The sequence below is a fragment of the Streptomyces sp. NPDC048248 genome (assembly GCF_043201875.1).
Classification (GTDB): domain Bacteria; phylum Actinomycetota; class Actinomycetes; order Streptomycetales; family Streptomycetaceae; genus Streptomyces.
This window is the reverse complement of sequence record NZ_JBICZL010000005.1, coordinates 189734-201472: the sequence shown is the minus strand read 5'-3', so window position 1 is coordinate 201472 and position 11739 is coordinate 189734. Positions and strand designations below refer to the sequence as shown.

The following is an 11739-nucleotide window of genomic DNA, read 5'->3' as shown; positions in this document are numbered from 1 at the left end:
CGGCAGGGAGAGCGGCCCGGGAGCGACGGTGAGCACTTGGTGCAGCAGAGGCTCGGTACGACCGAGCGCGCCAACCGTTTCTACGGTGACCAGGTGCTGGATCATCTCAACGACCGGATGCGGGAGTTCGTGGCCCGTCAGGAGATGTTCTTCCTGTCCACGGCCGACCGGCACGGTGATTGCGATGCGAGTTTCCGGGCCGGGCCCGCCGGGTTCGTGCAGGTGCTGGACGAGCGGACGCTGGCGTATCCGGAGTACCGCGGCAACGGCGTCATGGCGTCCGTGGGCAACATGTCGGAGAACCCGCGCCTGGGCCTGCTGATGGTCGACTTCACCCGCAACCGCATCGGGCTGCACATCAACGGCCGGGCGCGCGTGGTGATGGACGAGGAGATGCGGGCGAGCCACCCCGGTCTGCCGGTCGACCCGGTCCCCGGGCGGCGGGCGCAGCTGTGGGTGATGGTCGGGATCGAAGAGGCGTACATCCACTGCTCCAAGCACATCCCGCATCTGCAGAAGGTCCCGGCGCAGCAGCGTGGCGCGCGGGCCTGGGGGACGGACGACTACAAGCGCAAGGGCGGCGACTTCTTCGGCGCAGCGGAAGAGGCACCCGGGCGGGCACCGTTCCGGCGTGCGGAACGCAAGGACGAGCACCCCTGGGACGACGGTCACCAGGCGGTCGGTGACGCGGTCACGAACGGCGGCGCACCGGCCGAAGCGTTCCGCGTTCCCGCTCTCGACGACCCTTCTGCCAATGGGTCCTTCCCTGCCTCCTTCGATGCTTCCGTGGGTGCTTCCTTCGACGCACGAGGAGGGTCGGGCCGCGCCCCGGCGCCGGACGGTTTCGCCGCGGAGCTGAACGGGGCGTTTCTCGACCGGGTCGAGCGGGTGCTCGCGCGCGCCCAGCCCCGGCGGCCCGCGGAGGGCGATCCCGAATTCCGCGGGTGGTTCGGCTGAGCCAGCGGGGGCGCCGGCCCGGTGCCCGCGGCTCCCGGGCCGCCGTGCCGGCCGGCGGTGCGCCGGTCTTCCGTGTCGTCAGCCGAGGTCAGGGGCGTGCATGGCGCGTACGCCCTCGATGTTGCCGTCGAGGTAGTGCCGCAGCGACAGCGGTACGACCTCGACGGAGGCGATCCCGACCCGGGTGAAGGGCACCCGGACGATCTCGTACTCGCCGCAGGGTTCGTCGACCTCGGGGCCGTGCCGGCGGGCGGGGTCCATCGAGTCCAGTCGGCAGACGAAGAAGTGCTGCACCTTCACGCCGTCCACGCCGCCCTCGCTGAAGTGCTCGACGGTGTCGACGAAGACCGGAACGACATCCTTGATCTTCGCGCCCAGCTCTTCGTCCACCTCGCGGTGGAGCGCCTCGATGACGGTGGAGTCCTCGGGCTCCACGCCACCGCCCGGAGTGATCCAGTACGGGGCCCGGCCCGGCTTGGTGCGCTTGATCAGAAGGAGATCCGCGCCGTCGAGCAGAATCGCGCGGGCGGTGCGTTTCACGACTGGCCGTACGGTCATAGGGGACAGATGCCGCAGTCGCGGCCGGGTGAAACCCACGCCGCCCGAGACGACGCCACACGCCCCCTTCGCGCCGCTTCACGCCCCGATGCGCCGCACGCCCCACAATCCGCCGACGTCCATCACCGGGTCCCGGCCGTGCACCGGCCCCGTGACCAGGACGGCACGGCCCCGCACCGAGGCCCGCCCGTCGCGGCCGGCTCTCACCAGTCGGTCGCCGTCCGCAGCAGCCACTCGTGCGCCCGCGCGATATGCGGCAGACCGAGCGTCCCGGTGCGTACGGCCAGGAAGTACGTGCGCAGCGGCGGCACCGGAGGGTCGAGGAGGGCGATGAGCTCCCCGCTGTCCAGCGCGGCGGTGCACAGATAGCGGGGCAGCACGCCGATTCCCGCACCCGCCACGACGCAGGACAGCACCGCCCGGAGATCACCGGCGATGATCGTGGCGGAGGCTGCGGGCTTGGCGTCGAAGACCGCGGACCAGTAGCGGGTGATCAGCGGCAGGCTCTCGTGCACCTCGACGAGCGGTACGTGATCGAGCAGCCGCACCCCTCCGGCGCGGAGGACCGCCGGGCCGCCCAGCCGGGCCGCCCAGCGCGGCGAGGCGATCAGCATGTGCTCCTCGTCGCACAGCGGGGTGGCGGTCAGCAGGGCGCCGCGTGGCCGGGCGGTGGTGACGGTCAGGTCGTGGTGCCCGGCGGCGAGCCCCGCCAGCAGCTCTTCCGAGGGGCCGAAGGCGGCGCGCAGGGAAAGCCCCTGGGACACCAGCGGCGCCAGCGCGGGCAGTGTGCGCTCCGCGGTGAATTCCGGTGGCCCGGCCAGATGCAGCGTGCGGGTCGCGGACTCCTCGTCCTGGTCGGCCTCGGTGATCTCGGTGAGCGCGTCGAGGTGGGGCGCCACCTTGTGCGCGAGTTCGTCGCCGATCGTGGTCGCGGTGACGCCGCGGGCGTTGCGCAGGAAGAGCGGGCGGCCCAACTGGCGTTCCAGGGAACGTATCTGGCCCGTCACGGCAGGTTGGGAGAGGCCCAGTAACGCCGCGGCGCGGGTGAAGGAGCCGGCCCGGTGCACCGTGACGAACGTGCGCAGCAGAGCCAGATCCATCGGGAACCTCCTGCGCCCCTCGGATGCCTGGTCGCGGCCCCACCATAAATTTGTCGATAGGGCTGCATCGCTAGCGTGATTGGACACTGACGCTGAGTCAACTAGCCTTGTGGCAGCGGTTCGTTGAAGTGTGAACCGCGGCCGGCAGGGTGACGAGGGGGGATACCCTGCCGGCCCATTGCGCGTGCGCGCAGGAGCTCGGCGGCAGCCGGTCCGGGCATGCTCCCGGCAGCCCGGGCAGTGCCGGCGGCTCGCGCGGTGCCGTCGGCCCGGCCGGGCGGAGACCAGCGGCAGCCGGGCCACGCGTGGCCTCAGGCGGGTCGCGCCGCCGAGTCCAGTGCCCGGAGTACGTCGGCCACCAGATCCGCCGGTTCCTCCACACCGACCGAGAAGCGGATGAACCCCTCCGCGACGGCGTCGCCGCCCCAGCGGCCGCGGCGTTCGGCGGTGGACCGCACACCGCCGAAGCTCGTCGCGTCGTCCACCAGCGTCAGCGCGGCCAGGAAGCGCTCGGCATGAGCCTTGTCGGGCAGCGTGAACGACACCACACAGCCGAAGATCCCGGCCCGCATCTGCCGCAGCGCGAGCTGGTGGGAGGGGTCGGACGGCAGCCCGGGGTGGCGCAGGCCGGTGATCTCGGGGCGGTCGGCCAGGGCCTGCGCGAGCGCCAGAGCGCCGGCCGCCTGCTGGCGTACGCGCAACGCGAGGGTGGCCAGCGAACGGTGCGCGAGCCAGCTCTCCATGGGGCCGGGGATCGCGCCGATCGTCTTGCGCCACAGCCGTACGGAGTCGGCCAGGGCGGCGTCGCGCGTGCTGACGTAGCCGAGCAGCACGTCACCGTGGCCGGTCAGGGCCTTGGTGCCGCTGGCGACCGAGAGGTCGGCACCCAGCTCCAGAGGGCGCTGGCCGAGCGGGGTGGCGAGGGTGTTGTCGACCGCGACCAGGGCGCCCTGGGCGTGCGCGGCGTCGGCCAGCCGCCGGATGTCGCAGACGTCGAGGCCGGGGTTGGAGGGCGTCTCGATCCAGAGCAGCCGGGCGCCGTCCAGCACATCGAGCTGCGCGTCCTGCGCGGTGGGCGCCGTGCGCACCTCGATGCCGTAGCTCTCCAGGCGGGTGCGGACGGCAGGCAGCAGCTGATAGCCGTCGTTGGGGAGCACCACCGCGTCCCCGGCGCGCAACTGCGAGAAGAGGGCGGCGCTGATCGCCGCCATACCGGAGGCGAAGACGATGCTCCGGGCGGCTTCACCGGGCGATTCGAGGTCGCTGATGGCCTGTTCCAGCAGGGTCCAGGTGGGGTTGGACTCGCGCCCGTACGTATACGGGCCGACGGCGTCGCCGGGAAGGTGGAAGTGGGCCGCGAAGACCGGCCCGGGGTGGGTCGGCTCGAAGGCCGCGGGCTCGGGAAGTCCCGCTCGTACGACGCGTGTGCCATCGCCCGTCATGCGCTCTCCTGCTTCTGGGAACCGCGGGTGCGCCGGTGCCAGGGCGTCAACGGCATCATCGGCGTCACCGATGGCACGGGGGCCGCGGGTGTTAAGGGTCTTACAGGTTTTACGGGTACTTCCGTGTGAATTCGCGCTTCTGATGCCTATGTCTTGCGTTTTGCCGGTAATGCCAGGAATTCGGTTACATCGGTTGCAGGTCCGGCTGGTCTTCGGTCCCGGCGGCGCACGAGTCCGACGCGTCCGTGTCCGCGGTGAGTGCGGAGCGGACCGCCTCAAGCAGGCCGTCGCTCGCCTCCTCGACCATCTCCAGGCACTCCTCGAAGCCGGTGAAGTCGCCGTAGTACGGATCAGGGATGTCCAGGTCAGCGGCCGTGCCGCCGGAGCTGTTCGTGGCGCCTGCGGCCCCGTAGGGGCGCAGCATCCGCACCTTGGCGGCGTCCCGCGCGGTCGGGGCCAGGCGACGCAGTGCGCGCAGATGACCGGAGTCGAGCGCGATCACCAGGTCGAGACGGTCGAACCAGGCGGCCTGGAACTGCCTCGCGGTGTGGTCGTGTTCATAGCCGGCCGCCCGCAGCACGGCGACCGTGCGCGGGTCGGCGCCGTCGCCCTCGTGCCAGCCGCCGGTGCCCGCGCTGTCGACCTCGACCAGGCCGGCCAGTCCGTCCTCCGCGACGCGGGCGCGGAAGACGGACTCGGCCATCGGCGAACGGCAGATGTTGCCGGTGCAGACGAAGCAGACGCGGAAAGGAGCCTGCGGCTGGTCAGTCATTGTCGGGAAGAATCATGTGCATTGCCCAGGAAACGATCGAAATGATCACGCCGCCGAGCACCGCGGTCCAAAAACCCTGCACATGGAAGGCGAGATCAGCTTTCTCCGCCAGCCAGGAAGTGAGCAGCAGCATCAGTGCGTTCACGACCAGGGTGATCAGGCCGAGCGTGAGGATGAATAGCGGGAAGGAGAGCAGTTTCACAACGGGCTTGACGACGAAGTTGACCAACCCGAAGATCAACGCGACCAGAACCAGCGTCAGTACGGTGCGACCGGTGTTGTTGCCGGTCAGCGTGATGTCCTTGAGCAGCCAGACCGCTACGGCGAGTGCCGCGGCGTTGGCGATCGTCTTGACCAGAAAATTCTTCATGGTGAGATCGTCGCAGACGAGTCTGAATCATCGAGGGGTGCGAACGGCATGAAGGCTTTCAGACTGGAAGAACTGGAAGCGGAACGGGCCGCGAACGACGGCGCGTATCTGCAGTTCCTCCGGGAACGCAACATGTCGGTCGGTCTGTACGCGCTGGACGCCGGAAGTACGGACCCGCAGCAGCCGCATGCCCAGGACGAGGTGTACCTCGTGGTCAGCGGCCGGGCGGCGATCACGGTCGGGATGGAGACGCAGTCGGTGGCGCGGGGCAGCGTGGTCTACGTGCCGGCCGGGGTGGCCCACAAGTTCCATCACATCAGCGAGGACCTCCGGGTGATGGTGGTCTTCTCTCCGCCCGAGAGCTGAGGGCCGGGGCCCCCGACCCGTAGGGGAAGGGTCAGGGAAGGGCCCGGGATGCCAGGCCCCCACAGCGGCGGGCGGCGCCCTAGCATCGACGGTGAAGGGGGAACCGGAGACGCGACGCGGCGGACGCGCGGTACGTGAACGGTGCCATCAACGCGACAGATCGATGCGAGATCGACGCGACAGACAGAAAGCAGGGCAGAGCAGTGGCTGGTAAGGGGATATTCGCAGGGCTTCCGTGGTGGGTCACCTGGGTCGTGGTGCCCGTCATCCTGATCGTCGTTTTCGGTGGACTGATCGCCTCCGCGGTCGGCTTCCTGATCGGCCTGCTGTTCAAGGTGCTGATCGCGGCGGCGCTGATCGCCGGAGTCATCTACCTCGTACGCCGATTCAGCGGCTCGTCCTCCTCGTCCTCGTCGAAGGGCGAGTGGTAGAGACCCGATTGACCGGCAGCCCCGGCCGGAAACGGCAACTCCGGCCGGCCCGGCAGCCCAGGGCCGGCATCGCCCTGGCACCGCCCGGCGGCGAAGGCACCGCCGCGAGCTGCCCGCCCGGTGCCGCCCGCCCCGCCTCCTCACCGCCCGCGTCCGCGCGTCCTCGGCCAGGGCGCCCGCGTCCCCGCCGAACGTCCCGATCCGCCACGCGGATTGGGGCGTTCCGCATTTCTCCCGACGCCGTTCCGCCGTTCACAAGGCGCCCAAGAACCGCTCCGTCCTGTCACGCACGGCCGGCAAGTGCGCCAGGCGAGTTAACTCCCAAGCCATTCGGGCTACGGCTTCGATCGGCCCGGCTAGAGTTCGGGGCGCAGGCGTCTTCCGGACGGAAAGTTCCGGAATATTCCGGAAGCGGCGGCCGAGAGGCGTCGACGACGGGGCGCTGGGAGACGCGCGCGGCGCGGGAGAGGGTCCCGCGACGGGGCTCCGTGCCCCAAGGGGACAGAACCTGGGGGTTGGCGTTGGCAATTGTGAACGGCGAATCCGCTTCTCACCCCACGCTGATCGGGTCGGTGCAGCGCGCACTTCGTCTGCTGGAGGCGGTGAGCGCGCACCCCGACGGAGCGCCCGCGAAGCAACTCGCCCGGGAGATCGGCCTCCCGCTCCCGACGACCTATCACCTGCTGCGGACCCTGACCCACGAGGGATATCTGCGCCGCGAGAACGGCGTCTTCGTGTTCGGGGAGGCGGCCGAGGCCATCGGTCAGGTCGGTGCCCGGCGCCGGCAGCGCGTCCATATCGCCGAGGCGCTGGCCATGGCCGGACGGGAATTGGGCGCCGCCGTCTACTTCGCCGTCTACCGCGAGGGTGAAGTGGAGGTAGTGGCGGTGACCGACGAGCCGGGCCGGCCGCCCGTCGAGGAGTGGGTGGACTTCCGCACCACCGCGCACGCACATGCGATCGGCCAATGCCTGCTCGCGCAGTTGGACGAAAACGCCCGTAAGGAGCATTTGTCCCGATATCCCGTGCAGTCCATAACGCCCTTTTCCGTGCGATCAGAGGACGATCTGCTGCATCGTTTGGATACTGTGCGTCGCGGTCAAGTCGCTTTCGAGCATCAGGAATATGCCCTGGGCACCGTCTGTTCGGCGATCCCCATCCAGGTCGGCGCCGCCGCTGCCGCCCTGGCTGTTTCTCTTCCGGTCGCCGAGCTGCATCGATTGCGTAACGTGACGACCCGACTACGGAAAATGGCGGAGGCGACACTAACGACACTCGCCTTCTCTATCAGTATCTGAAAACTCACTCCTTGTGATCTGCTTGCACGTGACAGACGATGGCGTCAATAGGGCTTCGGGGGACGATTCCCGGCCATCTCCGATCAAGTGCGGGGCAGTGGTTGATGACCGACACAGTTCAGGCAGAAGTGATCATGAGCTTTCTCGTCTCCGAGGAGCTCGCGTTTCGGATCCCGGTGTTGCTGGACTTCGACAGCGCCGATCCGTACGCCGTCCGGCTCACCTTCGATCTCCCCGGCGATGTGCCCGTGACCTGGGCTTTCAGCCGCGAACTGCTTCTGGACGGGCTGAGTCGGCCGTCCGGTGAGGGCGATGTGCGCATCGAACCGTCCTCCGCGGAGCACCTCAGCGACATCTTCATCAGTCTTCAAGTCGGCTCGGAGAAGGCCCTGTTCCGGGTCAGCGCGCCCCCGCTGGTCGCCTTCCTGGACCGGACGGACCGACTGGTACCGCTCGGCAAGGAAGAGGTCTTCGACACGCTGGAGGCCGTGCTGGACCGGATCCTCACGGAGGCGCCGGCCGGCTGATCCCCGAAGGGCCGGCCCAGTCGGTCATGCCCCGCCGACGAGGCCGACCGCACGTGCGCCGACGACCGGGCCGTGCCGGTCCTCTCACTGCTTTCGGCGCTTGCCCCGCGACCCGCGCCGTCCGGACCTGCCCCGCGCGGCGCTTCGCTGTGCCCCGAAGTCGTCGGCAGCGCCTGGCGCGGAGCCGCCGGAGTCCGGTTCGGCGCCGTGCGTTGCCGCGCGCTGCCCCTTGCGGTCCGCGGAGACGACCATCGCCGCGAGCAGCGTCGTCAGCGGCACCGAGGCGACCAGCCCGATGCTGCCCACCAGCGTGCGCACGATCTCCTCGGCGACCACCTCGCTCGTGGCGACCGTCCCCACGTCGCTCTGTGCGATCGAGAACAGCAAAAACAGAGGCAGCGCGGCGCCCGCGTAAGCCAGTACCAGCGTGTTGACGACGGACGCGATGTGATCCCGTCCGATGCGCATCGCCGCGCTGTAGAGGGTGCGCCATCCCGCCGACGGATTCGCCTCCTTCAGCTCCCAGACCGCGGCGGTCTGGGTCACCGTCACATCGTCGAGCACACCCAGCGAGCCGATGATGATCCCCGCCAGCAGCAGGCCCCGGATCTCGATGTCCGGGTAGAGACCGTGCACCAGCCCGGTGGTGTCGTCGGTGTTGCCGGTCAGCAGCGCCCAGCCGATGAACACCGACCCGAGCAGACCGATCAGCAGCAGTGAGGCGAGCGTTCCGAGCACGGCGACCGACGTTCTGGCCGTCAGTCCGTGGCACATATAGAGCGCGATCAGCATGATCGCGCTGCCCCCGACCACCGCCACGACCAGCGGGTTGGAGCCCTGCAGGATGGCCGGGAGGATGAACAGCGTCAGCACTCCGAAGCTCGCCAGCAGCGCCACCAGCGCGAGGACCCCGCGCAGCCGTCCCACGACCACGACCGCGAACGCGAAGATCGCGGCGAGCACCCACATCGGGAAGCTCCGGTCGACGTCGCTGACCGAGTACTGGAGGTCCTTGGGCGCCTTGGGGGAGTACGCGACCACCACGTCCTGCCCGGTCGTGTAGTGCCGCGAGGCATCCGGTGTCACCACCGTCTGGAACGTCCGCCCGGCGTTCTCGCCCGTGGTGACCTTGATCGTCACCTGCTCGCAGTCCTTGCCGGTCGTCGACCCCCCGCTCGGTGGCTGCCCCGACGGCGGCGTGGGCTGCGGCTGCTGCTCGGCATGGACGTCGGCGCAGTTCACCTTGTCCACCTTGAGCACCGTCGCCTGCTCGGTGGGCTGGTCGAAGCCCACACCGGACGGCTTGTGCGACGGCGCGCCGCCCGGCCAGAGCACCGCCAGACCGACGACGACCGCGGCGGCGAACGGGATCAGCACGGCCGCGATGACCTTGCGCAGATGACGGGATACGGGCGCGGCAGGCGCGTGGCCGTGCGCGTGGGAATGCGTATGGGGCTCCTGGCTGCTCACCGCCCGATCATCGCAAGAACCCAGGGGCCCCCTGGCCACCGCGCCGCACGGGCAGCTACCGTGGTGGCACTTTGCAATCGCGGGAGCTCGGAGCACCGGGCTGAGAGGACGCTGACCTCCGCGGGACGTCCGGCAGACGCCGGAACGCCACCCACGGGAAATCGCTGCGTCGACCGCCGAACCTGTTACCGGGTAATGCCGGCGTAGGGAGTTGGGTCAATATGACTCTGCAGGATGCACGCACGCCCGAAAACGGTGGCGGCGACGCCTTCGAGCCGACGATCGGCTGGCACAAGGGCTATGTCTCCGGTTCGCGGCCCGACCTTCGGGTCCCGGTTCGGAAGGTGCACCTCACCAACGGCAAGGACGTGACGCTCTACGACACGTCAGGTCCGTACACAGATCCCCAGATCGAAACCGACGTCCGCCGCGGTCTCGCGCCGCTGCGGGAGAACTGGATCGTCTCGCGGGGCGACACCGAGGAGTACGCGGGCCGGCCGCTGCGGCCGGAGGACGACGGCCTCAAGCACACCTCGCCGCGCGGGGGCCTCAAGAACCTCGACGCGGTCTTCCCGGGCCGCCCCCGTCTGCCGCGCCGCGGCCGGGACGGCGCCGCCGTCACCCAGCTCGCGTATGCGCAGCGCGGGGAGGTCACCGCGGAGATGGAGTACGTCGCCATCCGCGAGAACGTCACCCCTGAGTTCGTGCGCGACGAGATCGCGGCGGGCCGTGCGGTGCTGCCGGCCAACATCAACCACCCGGAGATCGAGCCGATGATCATCGGCAAGAACTTCCTGGTGAAGGTGAACGCCAACATCGGCAACTCCGCCGTCACCTCCTCGATCGAGGAGGAGGTGGACAAGATGACCTGGGCGACCCAGTGGGGCGCCGACACGGTCATGGACCTGTCCACCGGCCGCAACATCCACACCACGCGCGAGTGGGTGCTGCGCAACTCCCCCGTCCCCATCGGCACCGTCCCCCTCTACCAGGCGCTGGAGAAGGTCGACGGCAAGGCCGAGGAACTGACCTGGGAGATCTACAAGGACACCGTCATCGAGCAGGCCGAACAGGGCGTCGACTACATGACGGTGCACGCCGGTGTGCTGCTCCGTTACGTGCCCCTCACGGCCCGCCGCAAGACCGGCATCGTCTCGCGCGGCGGCTCCATCATGGCCGCCTGGTGCCTGGCGCACCACCAGGAGTCCTTCCTCTACACGCACTTCGAGGAACTCTGCGAGATCCTCGCCTCCTACGACGTCACCTACTCCCTCGGTGACGGTCTGCGCCCCGGCTCCATCGCGGACGCCAACGACGAGGCGCAGTTCGCCGAGCTGCGCACCCTCGGTGAGCTGAACACCATCGCCAAGCGGCACGGTGTCCAGACGATGATCGAAGGACCGGGACATGTCCCGATGCACAAGATCAAGGAGAACATCGACCTCCAGCAGGAGATCTGCGAAGAGGCGCCGTTCTACACACTCGGCCCGCTGACCACCGACATCGCGCCCGCCTACGACCACATCACCTCAGGTATCGGCGCCGCGATGATCGCCTGGTGGGGCACCGCGATGCTCTGCTACGTCACGCCCAAGGAGCACCTGGGCCTGCCGGACCGCGACGACGTCAAGACCGGCGTCATCACCTACAAGATCGCGGCCCACGCGGCGGACCTCGCCAAGGGCCACCCCGGCGCCCAGGAATGGGACGACGCGCTCTCCGACGCCCGCTTCGAGTTCCGCTGGGAGGACCAGTTCAACCTGGCCCTCGACCCGGACACCGCCCGGTCCTTCCACGACCAGACGCTGCCCGCGGAGCCGGCGAAGACGGCCCACTTCTGCTCGATGTGCGGCCCGAAGTTCTGCTCCATGAAGATCTCCCAGGACATCCGCCGCGAACACGGCGGTGACCTGGCGATCGACCCCGAGGCCGGCATGGCCGAGAAGTCCAAGGAATTCGCGGCGGCGGGCAACCGCGTCTACCTGCCGCTGGCTGACTGATCCTGCTGCAGGAACCCGGCCCGCGACTCATCGGGAGTCGCGGGCCGGTCCGCGCAGAACAGCCGGTCCGCACCTGTCTCCAAGCCTGGTGAGCGTCTGACCAGGCTTAGAGATCGAACGGGCGTCGTCCTGTCCCGCCGCTGGAAAGCCGAACGGACTCTGGGATGGATCATGAAGTCCCGCCGCAATGTCCGTGACTACCGACGTCGCAGCCAGCCCCTCGGGCGCCTCACCGGCCCTCACGCCGAGCTTCAACCTGGCGCGGTCCTAGTCCCCTCTCCGCCGCCAATGAAGGGATCCTCTGGGGTTCATCGTGCGTGGAGGGTTCGAACTCGCAGCCTCCTGATCCGTAGCTTTGGGCACACTGGTGCCACTTCCGTGTCCGGGCAACCGCCCCGTGCACCACCGTCTGCCACTGACGGCTTCCGTGTGCCATTGTTGCCGTCAA

At 69.3% G+C, this 11739-nt stretch carries 12 protein-coding genes and 1 riboswitch; of the genes, 6 read left to right on the top strand and 6 right to left on the bottom strand.

The genetic code is table 11. From position 1 onward, the window contains the following. Positions 1–39: 39 nt before the first annotated feature. Entirely contained in the window at positions 40–957 is a 918-nt protein-coding gene (locus ACGFZW_RS12295) for a pyridoxamine 5'-phosphate oxidase family protein (RefSeq protein WP_393893272.1), read from the top strand. Between the two features lie 78 nt (positions 958–1035). Here the strand turns inward: ACGFZW_RS12295 and ACGFZW_RS12290 are convergent, their stop codons facing one another. The 5 genes from ACGFZW_RS12290 to ACGFZW_RS12270 form a co-directional block, all read right to left on the bottom strand. After that, positions 1036–1515, bottom strand: a complete 480-nt coding sequence (locus tag ACGFZW_RS12290; RefSeq protein WP_393893008.1) for an NUDIX domain-containing protein — start codon at positions 1513–1515, stop codon at positions 1036–1038. A 203-nt stretch (positions 1516–1718) separates the two neighbouring features. Continuing rightward, positions 1719–2615, bottom strand: a complete 897-nt coding sequence (locus ACGFZW_RS12285; protein ID WP_393893007.1) for a LysR family transcriptional regulator — start codon at positions 2613–2615, stop codon at positions 1719–1721. A 311-nt stretch (positions 2616–2926) separates the two neighbouring features. Then, a complete protein-coding gene (locus tag ACGFZW_RS12280) occupies positions 2927–4057 on the bottom strand; it encodes a cystathionine gamma-lyase (protein WP_393893006.1) in 1131 nt (376 codons plus the stop codon). 184 nt (positions 4058–4241) lie between these two features. Further along, a complete protein-coding gene (locus tag ACGFZW_RS12275) occupies positions 4242–4829 on the bottom strand; it encodes a low molecular weight protein-tyrosine-phosphatase (RefSeq protein WP_393893005.1) in 588 nt (195 codons plus the stop codon). Further along, positions 4822–5199, bottom strand: a complete 378-nt coding sequence (locus ACGFZW_RS12270) for a phage holin family protein (RefSeq protein WP_393893004.1) — start codon at positions 5197–5199, stop codon at positions 4822–4824. The genes ACGFZW_RS12275 and ACGFZW_RS12270 overlap by 8 nt, the downstream gene beginning before the upstream one ends. A gap of 48 nt (positions 5200–5247) precedes the next feature. On the opposite strand from ACGFZW_RS12270, the gene ACGFZW_RS12265 reads away from it, so the two are divergent. From ACGFZW_RS12265 to ACGFZW_RS12250, 4 genes are all read left to right on the top strand, one after another. Continuing rightward, positions 5248–5565 carry a cupin domain-containing protein gene (locus ACGFZW_RS12265; protein ID WP_393893003.1) on the top strand — a complete coding sequence of 106 codons (318 nt, stop codon included), beginning with the start codon at positions 5248–5250 and terminating at the stop codon, positions 5563–5565. 203 nt (positions 5566–5768) lie between these two features. Beyond that, positions 5769–5996 carry a DUF5326 family protein gene (locus ACGFZW_RS12260; protein WP_393893002.1) on the top strand — a complete coding sequence of 76 codons (228 nt, stop codon included), beginning with the start codon at positions 5769–5771 and terminating at the stop codon, positions 5994–5996. Between the two features lie 521 nt (positions 5997–6517). Beyond that, entirely contained in the window at positions 6518–7294 is a 777-nt protein-coding gene (locus ACGFZW_RS12255) for an IclR family transcriptional regulator (protein WP_393893001.1), read from the top strand. Positions 7295–7398: 104 nt separating this feature from the next. After that, complete coding sequence (locus tag ACGFZW_RS12250) at positions 7399–7821, top strand: SsgA family sporulation/cell division regulator (protein WP_393893000.1); 423 nt, start codon at positions 7399–7401, stop codon at positions 7819–7821. Between the two features lie 84 nt (positions 7822–7905). Here the strand turns inward: ACGFZW_RS12250 and ACGFZW_RS12245 are convergent, their stop codons facing one another. Further along, positions 7906–9291: a YibE/F family protein gene (locus tag ACGFZW_RS12245; protein WP_393892999.1), complete on the bottom strand. Its 1386-nt coding sequence runs from the start codon at positions 9289–9291 to the stop codon at positions 7906–7908. Positions 9292–9360: 69 nt separating this feature from the next. Continuing rightward, a riboswitch (TPP riboswitch) is annotated at positions 9361–9518 on the top strand. Between ACGFZW_RS12245 and thiC the strand changes: the two genes are divergently transcribed. Further along, the gene (gene thiC / locus ACGFZW_RS12240; RefSeq protein WP_393892998.1) at positions 9513–11291 is read left to right on the top strand and encodes a phosphomethylpyrimidine synthase ThiC; all 1779 of its coding nucleotides are present in this window, start codon (positions 9513–9515) and stop codon (positions 11289–11291) included. (Overlaps the previous riboswitch by 6 nt.) The last annotated feature ends 448 nt before the right edge of the window (positions 11292–11739 follow it).